This is a genomic window from Enterobacter cloacae complex sp. R_G8, from assembly GCF_024599795.1.
In the GTDB taxonomy this organism is placed as follows: Bacteria; Pseudomonadota; Gammaproteobacteria; order Enterobacterales; family Enterobacteriaceae; genus Enterobacter; species Enterobacter dissolvens.
Map to the genome: position 1 here is coordinate 2,805,723 of NZ_CP102246.1, position 16,770 is coordinate 2,822,492.

Below are 16,770 nucleotides of genomic sequence, written 5' to 3' on the forward strand. Positions count from 1 at the left end.
GGCCGCTCTTTTTCCTAAAACCTTTAGTTCAACATTTGATTAACATGCGTAAATCATATTCACTTGTATTATGTTTTACGGCAGACGTAGAATCGCCAGCCCGCTAATTATTTAATTTTTTCAAAGGTAAACGACGTTATGCGCCTGCCCGAACGCGATCCTTATGCTCCTCGCGAGTGGCAGCCACACGAGAAACCCGCCCTGCTGGGTTCACCCTCTACGCCGGAGCACAGCACGCCAAAGCGCATTGCCTATGGCGTTGTGGGTCTGCTGGTCTGCCTGACGGGCGCCCTGGGGAATGCGGTGGTCACCGCCAACCTGCAAAATTTGCAGGGCACCTTTGGCGCCTGGTCAACCGAGATCGCCTGGCTACCGGCGGTCTATGTGATGACCAATATCTCCATTAACCTGCTACTGGTGAAATTCCGCCAGCAGTATGGTCTGCGCGCCTTTACGGAAGGCTTTCTGGTGCTGTATGTGCTGGTCACCTTCTTCCACCTGTTCGTTAACGATCTCAGTTCGGCGCTGATGGTGCGCGCCGCGCACGGAATGGTGGCCGCCGCGCTCAGTTCGCTGGGCATTTATTATCAGATCCAGGCCTGGCCGGCGAAGCACCGTCTGAAGGCGCTGACCATTGGCATCACCGGTTCGTCACTCGCCATTCCGCTGGCGCGTCTGTTTTCCACTGAGCTTCTCCAGTTGGACGAGTGGCGCGGACTCTATTTCTTCGAACTGGGGCTGGCGCTGATCTCGCTGGCCTGTGTGATCGCACTGAAACTGCCTCCGGGGGATCGGCGTAAGGTCTTTGAGAAGAAAGACTTTGTGACCTTCTTTTTGCTGGCACCGGGGATGGCGTTGCTGTGCGCGGTGCTGTCGCTGGGGCGTCTGGACTGGTGGTTCGAAGCGCCGTGGATCGGCTGGTCGCTGGCGCTATCGCTGGTGCTGATTGTTTCCGCCATCGTGTTTGAACATAACCGCACTAACCCGCTGCTGAATACCCGCTGGTTGTCGAGCGGCAGTATCGTTCGTCTGGGGCTGATCATGCTGCTGATCCGCATTGTGCTGGCCGAGCAAAACACCGGCGTCATCGGGTGGCTGCAGTATGTGGGGTTACAGAACGAGCAGATGACACATCTGGCGTGGTCCATTTTCGCCGGCATCGTCTGCGGGATCGTCACCAGCTGTCTGACCATTAAGCCGACGAAACTGGCGTGGCCGATTATTACCTCCCTGGTGCTGATGATTATCGCCTCGTTGCTGGACAGCCAGTCCAACAACCTGACCCGTCCGGATCAGCTGATGCTCAGCCAGTTCCTGCTGGGCTTTGGCAGCGCCTTCTTCCTCGCCCCTGCGATGCTGGCCGCCATTGGTGGCGTGATTGCCGATCCACGTAATCTGGTGAGTTTCTCGGTGATGTTCGGCATGAGCCAGAACCTCGGCGGCCTGCTGGGTTCGGCGATCCTGGGAACCTTCCAGACCTGGCGCGAGAAGTACCACTCCAGCCTGCTGGCGGACCAGCTCACGACGCTCAATCCCCTGGTCAACGAGCGAATTCAGCTTTATACCCAGATGTACAAGAGCCTGATTGGCGACAGCGCGCTGCTGGGCACGCAGGCGATCACCCAATTGCAGACGGTCACTGCCCTTGAGGCAAACATTCTGGCTTATAACGATACTTATTTGCTGACCGCGAGTATTGCCGCGGCCACGCTAGTCTGGATTTTATGGCGCTTACTGCGTCTGCGCATCACTGCCCGTATGGCGCTTAAGAACGCCACCGGCAACAAATAATTGAAATATTTCTGGAGAGTTTATGAGTCAGCAGGATGCCGCCAAAGAGCAGGCCAACACCCGCAAAAATGTACGCATTGTGTCAATTTTCACCGCCGCTGCCATCGGGATTGTCGGTGTGCTGGTGATCCTTTACGCGTGGCAGCTCCCCCCGTTCACCCGCCACGCGCAGTTTACTGACAACGCTTACGTACGCGGCCAGACCACGTTCATCAGTCCGCAGGTCAATGGCTATATCACCGACGTGAAGGTGCAGGATTTTGTGCAGGTGAAAAAAGGCGACCTGCTGCTGCAAATTGATGACCGCATCTATCGCCAGCGCGTGCATCAGGCCGAGGCGCAGCTGGCGATGAAAATTGCCGCCCTGAATAACAATCTGCAGCAGCGTAAAAGCGCGGAAGCGGTGATTGCCCGTAACGAGGCGGCCCTGAAAAACGCCCGCGCCCAAAGTCTGAAAACCCAGGCGGATTTAAAACGTGTAAAAGATCTGACGGCGGACGGATCGCTCTCCATCCGCGAACGCGACGCGGCGCTGGCCAGCGCGGCCCAGGGCAGCGCCGATATTGAGCAGGCAAAAGCGACGCTTGAGATGTCGCGCCAGGATTTGCAAACGGTGATTGTGAACCGCGGTGCGCTGGAGGCCGATGTTGAAAATGCCAGAGCGGCGCTGGAACTGGCGCAGATTGACCTGCAAAACACCCGCATTGTGGCGCCGCGTGACGGCCAGCTGGGACAAATCGCGGTGCGTCTGGGCGCGTATGTGACCGCCGGAACACACCTCACCACCCTGGTGCCGCCTCAGCACTGGGTGATCGCCAACATCAAAGAGACCCAGCTGGCGGAGTTGCGCATTGGCCAGCCGGTGAAATTTACCGTCGATGCGCTCGACAACAAAGCCTATCAGGGCCGCGTGGAGAGCATCTCCCCGGCGACCGGCGTCGAATTCAGTGCCATCACGCCGGATAATGCCACCGGGAACTTTGTTAAAATCGCCCAGCGTATTCCGGTGCGTATCGAAGTGCTGGGTAAGCCTGAAGAGTCGGCGCTGCTGCGTCCTGGCATGTCGGTACAGGTGACCATTGATACGCGGGAGGCGAAGCAATGACCCTTCGTCCGATTGCCAGCCTGCTGGTTGCCGTTCTGCTTACCGGATGCCAGTCGGTGGATGTAAAACCTGCCCAACCGTCACTGCACATTCCTGCGCAGTGGCGTGCGGCAGCTGGCCCCACCAGCGCGCCTGAACAGCTCTGGTGGCGAAATTTTCACGACAACAACCTCAACCGCTACGTGGATCAGGCGCTGAAAAATAACAGCGACGTGCTGATCGCTCGCGAACGGATCAATGAGTACCAGGCCAGGGTGTATGCCGCCGACGGCAGCCTGTTTCCGTCGCTGGATGCGGGCGTAACCGGCACCCGCGCCCGGACGCAATCGGCCGCCACCGGCTTACCGGTATACAGTACGCTGTACAAAGGCAGCCTCACTGCCAGCTATGATGTGGATATCTGGGGCGTCAACCGCAGCACGGCCAATGCCGCGCAGGCCTCGCTGGAAGCGCAAAAAGCCGCCGCCGCTGCCGCGGATTTAACCGTTGCATCGTCGGTGGCCTCCGGGTATGTCACTCTGCTCTCGCTAGACGAACAGCTTCGCGTCACCGAATCCACGCTGAAATCGCGCGAAGAGGCATTTAATCTTGCTAAACGGCAGTTTGAAACGGGCTACAGTTCGCGCCTGGAGCTGATGCAGTCCGACTCCGAGCTGCGGGCCACCCGGGCACAGGTGCCGCTGCTGCAGCATCAGATTGCGCAACAAGAGAACGCCCTGAGTCTGCTGCTGGGAAGCAACCCCGGCGAGGTGACCCGGAGTGAGCGCTTCAGCACGCTTACCCCGCTCAGGCTGCCTTCACAGCTGCCGTCATCGTTGCTTAACCGACGACCTGACATCGTTCAGGCCGAGCGCCAGCTCATTGCGGCCGATGCCAGCCTGGCCGCCTCGCGCGCCAGCCTGCTGCCGTCGATCAACCTGACAGCGACCGGTTCAATTCAGGATCGCACCCTTTCTGGCCTGCTGGACAACCCTTTACAGCTCTGGAATGTGGGCGGCAGCATTCTCGCCCCGCTGCTGAACCGCCAGGCGCTAAATGCGCAGGTGGATATCTCCCAGTCCCAGCGCAATCAGGCGTTGTACAGCTATGAAAAAACTGTCCGCAACGCCTTCGCGGAGGTGAACAACAGCCTTGACGCCACCACGCGTTATCAGGTACAGCTGACAGAGTTGCTTGCCCAGCAGGATGTGGCCCAGGAGACCCTGCGCATTGCGCAGAACCGCTATCGCAACGGCTATTCGTCTTATCTGGATGTGCTCGACGCACAGCGTACCCTCTACTCGGTGCAAACAAATGTGGTGCAGGTGAAAAATAACCTGCTGCTGGCGCAGATTGATTTGTATAAAGCGCTGGGCGGCGGTTGGGTCAATGTCTGAAGGCGCTTAACGGGCCTGGATTTCGTCACGCAGGCCGGGTAAGGCGTAGCCGCCACCCGGCAATTCCCCCTCAGGAGACAATTTATGCAACAACCGTGGTCTGCAGTTGATAATTTCATGATTTCATCGCTTATTCCCGAAGATGACGTACTCCAGCAGGTTCTTGAAAACAACAAGCGCGCCGGACTCCCCGAACACGATGTTGCGGCCAATCAGGGGCAACTGCTGGCGCTGTTCGTCCGCATGACCCAGGCGCGGCGTGTTCTTGAGATTGGCACGTTGGGTGCCTACAGTTCAATCTGGATGGCGCGCGCCCTGCCGCCGGACGGAGAGCTGATTACACTTGAGGCAGATTCCACGCATGCCGACGTGGCGCGGCAGAATATTCAGCTTGCCGGTCTCAACGATCGCATTGCACTCATCGAAGGCCCTGCGCTGGCGTCTCTGGAAAATTTCGGCGATGTTCCGCCATTTGACCTGATCTTTATTGATGCTGATAAACCGAATAATCCCGGCTATCTCGAATGGGCGTTGCACTATTCTCGTCCCGGCACGGTGATTATTGGCGATAACGTGGTGCGCGAGGGTGAAGTGATTAACGGCCAAAGCGACGACGCGCGCGTGCAGGGTGTTCGCCGGTTTATCGAGATGATGGGGGACAATCCACGCTTAACCGCCACCGCGCTGCAAACGGTCGGGGTTAAGGGGTGGGATGGGTTTACGCTGGCAATTGTGAACGGGTGAAAATTGTGCGGCCTGGTGCCCTCACCCCGGCCCTCTCCCACAGGGAGAGGGAGAAAACCGGGCAAGGGTTTTAAGCGGAAACTTGCTCCATCGCCTGCAAAATACGTTTATCCGAAATCGGATACGGCGTACCGAGCTGCTGGGCAAAGAAGCTGACGCGTAACTCTTCGATCATCCAGCGGATCGCCTGAACGTCTTCATCGTCACGACGTGCCGGTGGCAGTTTGTTCAACCACTGCTGCCACGCCTGCTGCACGTTTTCCACTTTCAGCATCTGCGCACGGTCACGGTGCGGATCGATGGCCATTTTCTCCAGCCGTTTTTCAATCGCCTGCAGATAACGCAGCGTGTCGCCGAGACGGTTGAAGCCATTGCTGGTGACAAAGCCCCGGTACACCAGGCCCGCCATCTGCGCTTTGACATCCGACAATCCCAGCGCCATGGTCATATCCACACGCCCTTTCAGGCGTTTATTGATATTGAACACGGTGGTGAGGATCTGCTCGACCTGTTTGGCAATGTCCACCACGGTGTCGTTCAGCTCCGCGCGTACCTTTTCATGTAGCTGAGCAAAGCCCTCTTCTGACCAGACCGGACCGCCCGCCTCGTGGATGAGTTTGTCCACGCCGCAGGAGATGCAGTCGTCGATCAGATCCAGCACTTTGCCGTACGGGTTAAAGTAGAGGCCGAGCTTGGCTTTGTTCGGCAGCTTCTCGTGCAGATACTTAATCGGCGACGGGATATTCAAAAGCAGGAGGCGGCGCAGCCCGCGCCACATCATCTGCTGCTGTTCCTGCGGGTTATCAAACAGCTTGATCGCCACGCTGTCGCGCTCATCCACCAGCGCAGGCCAGGCCTTCACTTTGTAATTGCCGCGTTTTTGCTCGTAACTTTCCGGGAGCTGACCAAAGCTCCAGATGTGCAGCCCGCTCTGCTCAATCCCCTCATCCGCCACCGCGGATAAGGTCTCCTGCACTTTGCCTTTCAGCGCCTCTTTCAGTGCGGTGAGCGAACGGCCTTCCTGCAGCTTCTTGTTTTTATCGTCCACCACGCGGAAAGTGATTTTCAGGTGATCGGGCACCTGATCCCAGTTCCAGTCTTCGCGGTCAATGGTGGTGCCGGTCATGCGGCGGAACTCACGCTCCAGCGCATCCAGCAGCGGCATCTCCAGCGGCGTGACGCGGCCTAAAAACGCTTCGGCGTAGTTAGGGGCCGGAACAAAGTTACGACGTACCGGTTTTGGCAGTGATTTGATCAGCGCAATCACCAGCTCGCGGCGCAGGCCGGGAATTTGCCACTCAAATCCGCTCTCATCCACCTGGTTTAGTAGCGGCAGCGGGATATGAACGGTGACACCATCCGCGTCCGTTCCCGGCTCAAACTGATAGGTCAGCCGTAGCTTGAGGTTGCCCTGATGCCAGAAGTTCGGGTAGTCGAGCTTACTGACCGACTCCGCCCCTTCTTTAATCAGCATGCTCTTTTCAAAGTTGAGCAGGTCCGGCGTCTCTTTGCTGGCCTTCTTCCACCAGCTGTCAAAGTGACGGGCGGAAATGACATCGTGGCTGATGCGCTGGTCGTAAAACTCGAACAGCGCCTCGTCATCCACCAGAATGTCGCGACGACGGGATTTGTGCTCCAGCTCTTCCACTTCGGCACGCAGTTTGAGGTTTTCACGGAAGAAGGCGTGACGCGTCTGCCAGTCGCCCTCCACCAGCGCATGGCGGATAAACAGCTCGCGGCACAGCGCCGGATCAATCTGGCTGTAGTTGACCTTACGCGCGGCCACCACCGGCAGACCGTAGACGGTCACTTTTTCCGTCGCCATCACCGCCCCCTGCGCGCGCTCCCAGTGCGGTTCACTGTACGAACGCTTCAGCAGGTGTTGCGCCACCGGCTCCACCCATTCCGGATCGATACGTGCGGCAATACGCCCCCACAGGCGGCTGGTTTCCACCAGCTCCGCAACCATGGTCCACTTCGGCGGCTTCTTGAACAAGCCCGAACCGGGGAAGATAGAGAAACGGGCGTTGCGCGCACCGGTATACTCCTGCTTTTCGGCGTCCTTCATGCCGATATGGGACAGCAGTCCGGTCAGCAATGCGATGTGAATTTCGCGGTACTCCGCCGGTTCACTGTTCACCGGAATACCCAGCTCTTTCACCACCTGACGCAGTTGGGTGTAGATATCCTGCCACTCGCGCACGCGCAGGTAGTTGAGGAAATCCACGCGGCACTGACGGCGGAACTGGTTCGAGGAGAGCGCCTTCTGCTGCTCGCCGAGGTAGTTCCACAGGTTCACAAAGGCGAGGAAATCAGACTCTTTGTCGTGGAAGCGACGGTGTTTCTCATCCGACGCCTGCTGTTTGTCCATTGGCCGTTCACGCGGATCCTGAATGGAGAGCGCCGAGGTGATGATCATCGCCTCGCGCACGCAGCCGTGTTTTTGCGCTTCCAGCACCATGCGCGCCAGACGCGGGTCGACCGGTAACTGGCTGAGCTGACGCCCCAGCGGCGTCAGTTTATACGCGGTGGCCTGCTCGTCGGTGGTGATCGCTCCCAGCTCTTCCAGCAGACGCACGCCGTCCTGAATATTGCGTTTATCCGGCGCTTCGACAAACGGGAAAGCGGCGATATCACCCAGCCCCAGGGCGGTCATCTGCAGGATGACGGAGGCCAGGTTGGTCCGCAGGATCTCCGGGTCGGTAAACTCCGGGCGGGAGAGGAAATCGTCTTCCGAATAGAGACGGATACAGATCCCCTCCGACACACGTCCACAGCGCCCTTTACGCTGATTGGCCGACGCCTGCGTAACCGGCTCAATCGGCAGACGCTGTACCTTGGTGCGGTAGCTGTAGCGGCTGATACGCGCCGTACCCGGATCAATCACATACTTGATGCCCGGCACGGTCAGCGAGGTTTCCGCCACGTTGGTCGCCAGCACGATGCGTCGCCCGCTGTGCGGCTGGAACACGCGGTTCTGTTCGCTGTTGGAGAGGCGCGCATAAAGCGGCAGGATCTCTGTGTGGCGCAGATCGCGCTTGCTGAGCGCATCGGCGGTATCGCGGATCTCACGCTCGCCGCTCATAAAGATCAGAATGTCGCCCGCGCTCTCATTGCCCAGTTCGTCAACGGCATCGAAAATAGCCTGCAGCTGGTCGCGCTCGGTATCATCCGCCTCTTCGACAATCGGGCGATAGCGCACTTCTACCGGGTACGTACGGCCGGAGACTTCGATTATGGGTGCGTTATTGAAATGCTTTGAGAAGCGTTCCGGGTCTATGGTCGCGGAGGTGATGATAATTTTCAGATCCGGGCGACGCGGCAGCAGCTCTTTCAGGTAACCGAGCAGGAAGTCGATGTTCAGACTGCGCTCGTGCGCCTCATCGATAATGATGGTGTCGTACTGCATCAGCAGACGATCCTGCTGAATTTCCGCCAGCAGGATACCGTCGGTCATCAGCTTGACCATGGTGTTATCGCTCACATGGTCGCTGAAACGCACCTTATAACCAATGCAGCCACCCGGCTCCGTTTGCAGCTCTTCGGCAATACGGTTCGCCACGGTACGCGCCGCCAGACGACGCGGCTGGGTGTGGCCAATCAGGCCCTTCACCCCGCGGCCCAGCTCCATACAGATTTTCGGCAGCTGTGTGGTTTTCCCCGAACCGGTTTCCCCTGCCACGATCACCACCTGGTGGTCGCGCACGGCGTTGAGGATTTCCTGCTTTTTCTGACTGACGGGCAGGTTTTCCGGATAGGTGATGGCCGGGCGTGCCGCTTCGCGCAGCACAACCTTCCCTGCCGCCTGTTCAATCTCTTTCGCCATCTCCTGGAAAATGGCCTGTTGTGCATCAGGATTTTTAACCTTCTTCACCCCGTGCAAGCGGCGAGCAAAGCGCTGTTTATCGCGCAGCATCAGTGAATCAAGCTGTTGCAGGAGCATCGGGAAGGTCAATTTTTGTTGTTCTGTCATAGCATTAACGGGCAGTGCACTGCCGGATAAAATCTCTTTGTAATGATTGCTATAGAGTACCACATCAGCGCTTTCAGTGCCTTATTCAAAAAATTCGAACATAGGCTTCGATATATTGCGCTATCTCTGTGGCAGGATTGTGAATAGAGTGTCAACAAGCAACGGGGCAACCCCCTTCAATCAAATGCAAAAACAGGAATCACCCATGAGCAAAGTATTAGTTTTGAAATCCAGTATTCTGGCAGGGTACTCTCAGTCTGGTCAGCTGTCTGATTACTTCGTTGAACAGTGGCGTGAACAGCATTCCGCAGATCAAATCACCGTGCGTGACCTGGCTGCAAACCCAATTCCTGTGCTGGATGGTGAGCTGGTTGGCGCGCTGCGTCCAGGCGATGCACCGCTGAGCCCACGTCAGCAGGAAGCCCTGGCGCTCTCTGATGAGCTGATTGCTGAACTGCAGGCGCACGACGTTATCGTGATCAACGCCCCTATGTACAACTTCAACATCCCAACCCAGCTGAAGAACTACTTCGACCTGGTCGCTCGCGCTGGCGTCACCTTCCGTTACACCGAGAACGGTCCGGAAGGTCTGGTCAAAGGCAAACGCGCTATCGTGCTGACCAGCCGCGGCGGGATCCATAAAGATACCCCAACCGACCTGGTTGCCCCGTACCTGAGCCTGTTCCTTGGCTTCATCGGTATCACTGACGTGAACTTCGTGTTCGCAGAAGGTATCGCTTACGGTCCTGAAGTGGCGACCAAAGCACAGACCGACGCAAAAGCCGCGATCGACAGCCTGGTGGCTGCCTAAGATTTCCCCCTCTCACCGCCCGGTGAGAGGGTTTTTCTTTTCTCCCGCATTTCGTTATCATCCGCTCCCACTCTCCAGCCGGGCGGCCTGATGTCTGCGATTATTGATTCTTTTATTGCCCCACCGTGTCACGACGACATTGAGATCCTCTGGCAGGATGAACATCTGCTGCTGATTAATAAACCTTCCGGTCTGCTTAGCCTCTCGGGAAAAAATCCGCAAAATCTCGATTCGGTGCACTATCGTCTGGTTCAAAGCTTTCCTGGCTGTACCCTGGTGCATCGCCTGGATTTTGGCACGTCCGGCCTGATGGTGATTGCGCGTAATAAGGCCATCAACGCCGCGCTGTGCCAGCAGTTCAGCCAGCGCAGCGTGGAGAAAGTCTACAGCGCCCTGCTTTGCGGCCACGTGGAAAACGATGAAGGAGTGATTGATGCGCCGATAGCCAAAGACCCGGCGCTGTTTCCGCTGATGTCGATCTGTGCCGTTAACGGCAAACCCGCCCGTTCTCGCTATCGGGTGGTGGAACGCCTGCATCAACACGCGGCGATGCCGCTCACGCGGGTAGAACTGACGCCTGAAACAGGGCGAACCCACCAGTTGCGCATTCACTGTCAGCTGCTGGGCCACCCGATTTTAGGCTGCGATTTATATGGGGGACGGGCGTGGCCTGGCAGCGGAACAACGCCGAGGCTGATGCTGCATGCCAGTCAGTTGAATTTTATTCATCCGGTGAGCGGCGAGCCGGTTAACGCCCGTCACGCCGCACCGTTCTGAACCGTCTTACCACATCAAATCGTCAGGGATTTTGAAATCAGCATACGGATCGTCTTCATCCTGCTCTTCCTGACTCAGGGCGCTGTTTAACACGATACTGTCGGCATCGCGCTGGGCAATTTTATCCGCCACCACCGCCGGGATAATGGCATATTCGCAGTCGCCGTTAGCGTTAATCACCAGACGTGCGATGGCCAGACGACCGTTAATCAACTGGGTCTGGGTTGCCTTATCCACCTCGATTTTTTTGATCAAGTTGCCGTCGGTGAAGTTAAAGGTGATGTTGCCTTTTGCCACCGTGATGCGGTTCATCTCAATCAGCTGCTTCACCTGCGCCTTAAACTCTTTGGCGAGCACGGCCTGTTTTTGCTGCTCGCTCAACTGTTTGTCACGCTCAAGCTGCGCTTTTTTGTTCTCTTCTACCGCCTCTCTGGCCGCACGCGCCTGCACGCGGGATTTCTTCGCCGTGCGCTGAACTTTGGCCATTTTCTTGCTGGAGACTAAGCCCGCTTTCAGCATCTGCTCTTGTAAGGTGAGTTTTGTCATGAGTGTGTTTAAACCGGTTGGAAATTTTGGGGATTATAGCGGGAATTGCGGAGCGTGTGTTAGAGAAGTAGGCAGGCGTTTAGTTGCCTGAGGCTGGTTCATTATTCATCCAGCATTTATTAACGTTAACGCCTAAAGAGTGATTAAAAATTGTCAGGTCATTTTCTTAAAAAAAATGAGCAACTCATAAATATGATGTGAGTTCAGTATCTGTATCCTCTAAAGGCGTAGGCTGCCTTTCTCTTATTATAAGCGTGCGGAGAAAATATGGCCTTAAAGGGAACAATGCTGCTTAACGGTGCTGACTATGCGCCTTTTAACCTGCACGGCGTAGGCGTGTTTATGGCGCATTCCGGGCAGGGAATCTATCGAAACAATGGACTATGTGGCGCTGTTAAAGGCTCGGGACCTATTCCTCCGGGAAAATACTGGATAGTTGACAGAGGAACCGGAGGCTTCATATCAGGGTTAAAAGCTAAGTTGCAGGACCAGTGGAACAAAGTCCGATCCGGTGCAGAGTTTGGCCGTGATGAGTGGTTTGCTCTGTACAAGGATGACTGGGGTATCGACGATGGAACCTGGATTGATAACGTACATCGTGGATTATTTCGTCTGCATCCGGGTACGCAATCAGAAGGATGTATCACGATTGCCCATAATTCTGATTACGCATTGATCCGCAATGCTCTGATGAGTACCGAACTTATTCAGGTTCCCTGTATGCGTTCACTTATGGCACGCGGCTGGGTTGAGGTGATGGAAAGTGGCTATACCAATACCTGCCCGTAAATGGTGCATCAGGCTATTCAAAACGATCGGGTTTCTACTCATTAGCCTGATGGTAGGTCGCACGCTGGAGCCTGCTGAATTCTATCTTAATCATGACGTGGCTTCTTCCATATGTGATTTTATTTATGGTGATGTTAATGCTGAAACACTATATGACACATATACGTATATCGATATTTTAACTGTATTTACCCTTGCTACGGTTATTTACCAATTAACAATGCTGCTAATCAATAAAATAAGGAAATAAAGAATGCCAATCCCCCCCTATATGTGGCTAAAAGACGATGGCGGAGCACATATTAAAGGATCCGTAGACGTTCAGGACCGTGAAGGTAGCATTGAGATCATAGGGCTAAGTCATGGTCTAAATCTCCCGGTAGATAGTGCTAACGGTAAGATCACCGGCACGCGTCAACATTCATCCATGCGGATTGAAAAGGAAGTTGATAGCTCCACGCCCTATCTCTATAAAGCAGCTTCTACCGGGCAAGCGCTAAAAAGTGCTGAGATTAAGTTCTATCATATTAATGATGCTGGACAGGAGGTCTGTTATTACACCGTATTAATGGAGAATGTAAAGGTCACCGGTGTTAACTGCAGCGTGCCGAACGTGAAAATCGCGGCCAATGATAAAATGAACCATGTTGAAAGCGTAAGCCTGCAGTATGAAAAAATTACCTGGCGTATCGTCGATGGGAACATCATGCACAGCGACGCCTGGAACGAACGCCCTTCAGCCTGACATCAAGGGGCGCGTGCCCCTTGAGCCTTCATGAAGTTCGCTCATGTTGCTGTGAAATTAAGTCACTTCCCCTGCGCCACCGCGTCAGGCATAAATTATGCATTGATAACTTCCTGGCAACATGAACTTAGGATGCATAACCAAGATGAGTAAAGCTTTTACATTTACCCTTAAGCGCAGTTGCTTCGATGAAAATTATAACCCGTCAGAGAATACGCGTACGACCACCAACTTTGCCAACCTCGCCCGCGGGGAAAAGCGTCAGGAGAACCTGCGTAATACCCTGGTGATGATCAATAACCGCTTTAACGCCCTGGCGCGCTGGGATAACCCCAATGCCGATCGGTACGCAGTCGAGCTTGAGATCGTCTCTGTGGATCTGAATATTGGTGCCGAGAAAACCTTCCCGGCCATTGAAATATTGCAAACCACAATCGTCGATAAAAAAACCAACGAACGCATCGACGGTATTGTCGGCAATAACTTCTCCTCTTACGTGCGCGATTACGATTTCAGCGTCCTGCTGCTGGAGCATAATAAAAACCAGCCACAATTCACCATTCCGGAGAAGTTTGGCGTCTTGCACGGCAATATCTTCCGCCATTTTGTTAATTCTCCGGAATACCGGGAGAATTTCAAAAAAGCACCGGTGATTTGCCTGAGTGTGTCCAGCAAAGACACTTATCGTCGCACGGGTAACCAGCACCCGGTGCTGGGCATTGAGTACACGCCGGATGGCGAGTCATTGACGGAGCAATACTTCGCGAAAATGGGCCTGAAGGTACGCTATTTCATGCCTGAAAACAGCGTGGCGCCGTTTGCCTTCTTCTTCACCGGCGATTTGCTCAGTGATTACACCAATCTTGAACTGATCGCCACCATCAGCACGATGGAGACGTTCCAGAAGATCTATCGCCCGGAAATTTATAACGCTAACTCGGCGGCAGGACACTGCTATCGCCCCGACCTGAATCAGCAGGATCACTCATTAACCAAAATTGTTTACGACCGTGTCGAACGCAGCCAGCTGGCCATTGAGCAGGGTAAATTCACGGAAGAACAGTTTATTAAGCCTTACAAACACGTACTCGAGCAGTGGTCTGATAACTACGCGCGTTAATTAATCGAATTTAAAAGGGTTATACATATGAAAACATTGCTCCCGACGTCAACGGCTGGCAGCCTGCCTAAGCCAACCTGGCTTGCACAACCTGAAACGCTGTGGTCACCGTGGAAATTACAGGATCAGGAGTTACTGGCGGGCAAACAGGATGCGCTGCGCTTATCGCTTGATGAGCAGATCCGTGCGGGGATTGATATCGTCAGCGATGGCGAACAGACGCGCCAGCACTTTGTGACCACCTTTATTGAACACCTCAGCGGCGTGGATTTTGAAAACCGTCAGACCGTGCGCATTCGTAACCGCTACGACGCGAGCGTGCCGACGGTGGTTAGCGCCGTGGCGCGTCAAAAACCGGTATTCGTGGACGACGCAAAATACTTACGCCAGCTCACGGATAAGCCAATCAAGTGGGCCCTGCCGGGGCCGATGACCATGATCGACACCCTTTACGACGCGCACTATAAAAGCCGCGAAAAGCTGGCCTGGGAGTTCGCCAAAATCCTCAATCAGGAAGCGAGAGAGTTAGAGGCCGCGGGTGTCGACATCATCCAGTTTGATGAACCGGCGTTTAACGTCTTTTTTGATGAGGTCAATGACTGGGGTATCGCCGCGCTGGAACGCGCCATTGAAGGGCTGAAATGCGAAACGGCGGTACACATCTGCTACGGATACGGCATCAAGGCCAATACCGACTGGAAAAAGACCCTTGGCTCAGAATGGCGTCAGTATGAAGAGGCGTTTCCTAAGCTTCAGACATCGAATATCGACATTATCTCGCTGGAGTGTCACAACTCCCGCGTGCCGATGGATCTGCTGGAGCTGATCCGCGGCAAAAAAGTGATGGTAGGCGCCATCGACGTGGCAACCAACACCATTGAAACCGCGGAAGAAGTGGCTGACACGCTGCGTAAAGCGCTGCAGTTTGTCGATGCCGACAAGCTTTACCCGTCAACCAACTGCGGTATGGCGCCGCTTTCCCGTCAGGTTGCCAACGGTAAGCTGCAGGCGCTGAGCGCCGGAGCCGCGATTATCCGCAACGAACTTGGCGCGTAATCACCTGCCCTGCGTTTGCCAGTAGAGCGGCGTACCGAAACACCCGACGTAATGATCAATCACCGCCCTGACGTTAAGGGGCGGATGACGCGCGTTCGGGTAGATCGCCGCAATATTCAGGGGCTCCGTATGAATGGCGCACTCCAGCTGTGGCAGGAGTGCGACCAGTTCGCCCTGCTGCACGCGGTCCCCAATCAGCCAGTCCGGAAACAGCACAATCCCCATCCCGCCCAGCGCGGCAGAAAGCAGCGATTCCGCATTATTTGACGTCATTAATGGCACCACCGGATAGTGCACCCACGCCTCCCCCGCACCGCGCAACAGCCAGCGGTTAGGACCCGACGAACCCCGGTAGACCAGGCATTGATGATGAGCCAGATCGTCCGGCCCTTGCGGTGCGCCGTGCTGTCGCAGATAGTCCGGCGAAGCGGCCAGATGGTAGCGCTGCTGACCAAAGATACGCGCGTGAAAGGTGGAGTCCGTCAGCACGCCGATGCGAAAGATCACGTCGGCGGCATTCTTGTGCGGGTCGATAAAATCATCGGTCAGCGTCAGCTCGATATTCAGCCGCGGATAGCGCGCCGTCAGACCAGGCAGCCCTGGCGCAATATGCCGCTGGCCGAAAAAGACCGGTGCATTAATGCGGATCGTGCCGGAAGGCTCCGTTGAACGTGCATCCAGCTCCCGACGCGCATCCTCAAAACTCGTCATCATCTCCCTGGCATAGCGGATAAACAGATGACCACTTTCGGTGGGGATCACCGCCCGGGTATTACGGTAAAAAAGCTGCTGGCCGAGCGCGTCCTCAAGCTGGTGGATAATACGCGAAACCTGCGAGGCGGAAAGGCCCTCGCGGCGCGCGACCACGGAAAAATTTTCGGCTTCAAAAACCGCGATAAAAATCTTCAGCGAACGGAGGTTCATGCTCCCGGCGTCGTACATTCGTGCATATCCTGCAAAGGTGTTTCCTGCATTATGGCATTTTTCTCACCACCAGACCGACGTAATCTTCTCCGCCTGCAAAAGGAGGAATAACAATGCAGTTTGTTTTGATTTTACTGGTGATTGCCGGGGGTATGGGGCTTTCCGTAGAGGCAGGCCTGCTGGGGCCGCTGGGTGGAAAAGTCGGCGATTTATGGGCCACCTTCAGCATTTTTGGTGTCGGCGCCGCACTGACATTTCTGCTGATGCTGTTCTTCAGCCCGCGCAACAGCCCGTCGTTTTTTGCCCAGCCCGGCTGGCAGTTGCTCGGCGGGGTTCTTGGCCCGGTTTACGTGGTGATCCTGACCCTCGCCACCCCGGCCATCGGCATCGCCCTGACGATGATTGGCATTCTGGCGGGGCAGGTTTTTAAAAGCCTGCTGATCGACCATTACGGTCTGCTGGGCACACCGCACAGGAAGATCAACGCGAAACGGATCGTCGCGCTGGGTTTTATTATTGCGGCACTGATTCTGGTTGCACAGGGGTAACACGATGACACTGATAATGATTATTCTGGCCGTGTGCGGCGGCGCGACGCTGAGCATTCAGGCGGCGATCAACGGACAACTTGGCAGCCGCGTGGGCGTATTCAAAAGCGCGTTCCTGACGTTCTCCGTTGGCGCGCTGGTCACCGCCCTGCTGATCTTCTTCTTTGAACCAAAACAGTCGGTCAGCCTGCTGGACGTGCCGAAATGGCAGCTTCTCGGGGCGATGTTTGGCGTGCCGTACATTGTGATCATGGTCGTGGCGGTACAGCGCATCGGCACCGCCGTCGCCACGGTCGCGGTGATCTTTGGTCAGCTCACCATGAGTATGCTGATTGATAACTTTGGCTGGCTGGGCAATGCGGCCATTCCGTTTTCGATGAGCCGACTGGCCGCCGTCCTCTGCCTGGGTATTGCGCTGTTTTTCATTTACTCAGGCAGTAGAACCGTCCCTACCCGCGAGTAACG

Annotated in this window: 15 protein-coding genes; 12 read left to right on the plus strand and 3 right to left on the minus strand. The window is 55.7% G+C overall.

Annotation, left to right across the window (positions count from 1 at the left end; translation table 11 throughout):
- The first annotated feature begins 138 nt into the window (after nt 1-138).
- From NQ842_RS13225 to NQ842_RS13240, 4 genes are all read left to right on the plus strand, one after another.
- On the plus strand, nt 139-1,791 hold the full coding sequence (locus NQ842_RS13225) for an MFS transporter (RefSeq protein WP_014831831.1): 1,653 nt from the start codon (nt 139-141) through the stop codon (nt 1,789-1,791).
- A gap of 22 nt (nt 1,792-1,813) precedes the next feature.
- The gene (locus NQ842_RS13230) at nt 1,814-2,896 is read left to right on the plus strand and encodes an HlyD family secretion protein (protein WP_047361981.1); all 1,083 of its coding nucleotides are present in this window, start codon (nt 1,814-1,816) and stop codon (nt 2,894-2,896) included.
- The gene (locus tag NQ842_RS13235) at nt 2,893-4,272 is read left to right on the plus strand and encodes an efflux transporter outer membrane subunit (RefSeq protein WP_153907040.1); all 1,380 of its coding nucleotides are present in this window, start codon (nt 2,893-2,895) and stop codon (nt 4,270-4,272) included. Before NQ842_RS13230 ends, NQ842_RS13235 begins: the two co-directional genes overlap by 4 nt.
- 84 nt (nt 4,273-4,356) lie before the next feature.
- A complete protein-coding gene (locus NQ842_RS13240; protein ID WP_257255938.1) occupies nt 4,357-5,016 on the plus strand; it encodes an O-methyltransferase in 660 nt (219 codons plus the stop codon).
- Nucleotides 5,017-5,086: 70 nt separating this feature from the next.
- Here NQ842_RS13240 and hrpA read toward each other — a convergent pair whose 3' ends face one another.
- Entirely contained in the window at nt 5,087-8,989 is a 3,903-nt protein-coding gene (gene hrpA / locus NQ842_RS13245; RefSeq protein WP_257255939.1) for an ATP-dependent RNA helicase HrpA, read from the minus strand.
- A 205-nt stretch (nt 8,990-9,194) separates the two neighbouring features.
- Here hrpA and azoR point away from each other — a divergent pair, with 205 nt between their 5' ends.
- Both azoR and NQ842_RS13255 read left to right on the plus strand, forming a co-directional pair.
- Entirely contained in the window at nt 9,195-9,800 is a 606-nt protein-coding gene (gene azoR / locus NQ842_RS13250) for an FMN-dependent NADH-azoreductase (RefSeq protein WP_014831826.1), read from the plus strand.
- A 90-nt stretch (nt 9,801-9,890) separates the two neighbouring features.
- Nucleotides 9,891-10,577 (plus strand): RluA family pseudouridine synthase, encoded by a 687-nt coding sequence (locus NQ842_RS13255; RefSeq protein ID WP_046887507.1) that lies wholly within the window; start codon nt 9,891-9,893, stop codon nt 10,575-10,577.
- A 6-nt stretch (nt 10,578-10,583) separates the two neighbouring features.
- Here NQ842_RS13255 and NQ842_RS13260 read toward each other — a convergent pair whose 3' ends face one another.
- Nucleotides 10,584-11,123 carry a DUF2058 domain-containing protein gene (locus NQ842_RS13260; RefSeq protein WP_257255940.1) on the minus strand — a complete coding sequence of 180 codons (540 nt, stop codon included), beginning with the start codon at nt 11,121-11,123 and terminating at the stop codon, nt 10,584-10,586.
- 267 nt (nt 11,124-11,390) lie between these two features.
- On the opposite strand from NQ842_RS13260, the gene NQ842_RS13265 reads away from it, so the two are divergent.
- From NQ842_RS13265 to NQ842_RS13280, 4 genes are all read left to right on the plus strand, one after another.
- Nucleotides 11,391-11,912: a DUF2778 domain-containing protein gene (locus tag NQ842_RS13265; RefSeq protein ID WP_046887508.1), complete on the plus strand. Its 522-nt coding sequence runs from the start codon at nt 11,391-11,393 to the stop codon at nt 11,910-11,912.
- A 253-nt stretch (nt 11,913-12,165) separates the two neighbouring features.
- A complete protein-coding gene (locus tag NQ842_RS13270) occupies nt 12,166-12,657 on the plus strand; it encodes a type VI secretion system tube protein TssD (protein WP_045295210.1) in 492 nt (163 codons plus the stop codon).
- Nucleotides 12,658-12,802: 145 nt separating this feature from the next.
- Entirely contained in the window at nt 12,803-13,777 is a 975-nt protein-coding gene (locus NQ842_RS13275; protein ID WP_063411814.1) for a DUF1852 domain-containing protein, read from the plus strand.
- Between the two features lie 27 nt (nt 13,778-13,804).
- The gene (locus NQ842_RS13280; protein ID WP_014831821.1) at nt 13,805-14,833 is read left to right on the plus strand and encodes a methionine synthase; all 1,029 of its coding nucleotides are present in this window, start codon (nt 13,805-13,807) and stop codon (nt 14,831-14,833) included.
- Here the strand turns inward: NQ842_RS13280 and NQ842_RS13285 are convergent, their stop codons facing one another.
- On the minus strand, nt 14,834-15,775 hold the full coding sequence (locus tag NQ842_RS13285; protein WP_257255941.1) for a LysR family transcriptional regulator: 942 nt from the start codon (nt 15,773-15,775) through the stop codon (nt 14,834-14,836).
- Nucleotides 15,776-15,870: 95 nt separating this feature from the next.
- Here NQ842_RS13285 and NQ842_RS13290 point away from each other — a divergent pair, with 95 nt between their 5' ends.
- Both NQ842_RS13290 and NQ842_RS13295 read left to right on the plus strand, forming a co-directional pair.
- A complete protein-coding gene (locus NQ842_RS13290) occupies nt 15,871-16,305 on the plus strand; it encodes a DMT family transporter (protein ID WP_046887511.1) in 435 nt (144 codons plus the stop codon).
- Nucleotides 16,306-16,309: 4 nt separating this feature from the next.
- A complete protein-coding gene (locus tag NQ842_RS13295; protein WP_014831818.1) occupies nt 16,310-16,768 on the plus strand; it encodes a DMT family transporter in 459 nt (152 codons plus the stop codon).
- Nucleotides 16,769-16,770: the final 2 nt, after the last annotated feature.

Coding starts and splice junctions, on each gene's coding strand:
- NQ842_RS13225 (WP_014831831.1), top strand. CDS start 139: ATGCGCCTGCCCGAACGCGATCCTTATGCTCCTCGCGAGTGGCAGCCA.
- NQ842_RS13230 (WP_047361981.1), top strand. CDS start 1,814: ATGAGTCAGCAGGATGCCGCCAAAGAGCAGGCCAACACCCGCAAAAAT.
- NQ842_RS13235 (WP_153907040.1), top strand. CDS start 2,893: ATGACCCTTCGTCCGATTGCCAGCCTGCTGGTTGCCGTTCTGCTTACC.
- NQ842_RS13240 (WP_257255938.1), top strand. CDS start 4,357: ATGCAACAACCGTGGTCTGCAGTTGATAATTTCATGATTTCATCGCTT.
- hrpA (WP_257255939.1), bottom strand. CDS start 8,989: ATGACAGAACAACAAAAATTGACCTTCCCGATGCTCCTGCAACAGCTT.
- azoR (WP_014831826.1), top strand. CDS start 9,195: ATGAGCAAAGTATTAGTTTTGAAATCCAGTATTCTGGCAGGGTACTCT.
- NQ842_RS13255 (WP_046887507.1), top strand. CDS start 9,891: ATGTCTGCGATTATTGATTCTTTTATTGCCCCACCGTGTCACGACGAC.
- NQ842_RS13260 (WP_257255940.1), bottom strand. CDS start 11,123: ATGACAAAACTCACCTTACAAGAGCAGATGCTGAAAGCGGGCTTAGTC.
- NQ842_RS13265 (WP_046887508.1), top strand. CDS start 11,391: ATGGCCTTAAAGGGAACAATGCTGCTTAACGGTGCTGACTATGCGCCT.
- NQ842_RS13270 (WP_045295210.1), top strand. CDS start 12,166: ATGCCAATCCCCCCCTATATGTGGCTAAAAGACGATGGCGGAGCACAT.
- NQ842_RS13275 (WP_063411814.1), top strand. CDS start 12,803: ATGAGTAAAGCTTTTACATTTACCCTTAAGCGCAGTTGCTTCGATGAA.
- NQ842_RS13280 (WP_014831821.1), top strand. CDS start 13,805: ATGAAAACATTGCTCCCGACGTCAACGGCTGGCAGCCTGCCTAAGCCA.
- NQ842_RS13285 (WP_257255941.1), bottom strand. CDS start 15,775: ATGTACGACGCCGGGAGCATGAACCTCCGTTCGCTGAAGATTTTTATC.
- NQ842_RS13290 (WP_046887511.1), top strand. CDS start 15,871: ATGCAGTTTGTTTTGATTTTACTGGTGATTGCCGGGGGTATGGGGCTT.
- NQ842_RS13295 (WP_014831818.1), top strand. CDS start 16,310: ATGACACTGATAATGATTATTCTGGCCGTGTGCGGCGGCGCGACGCTG.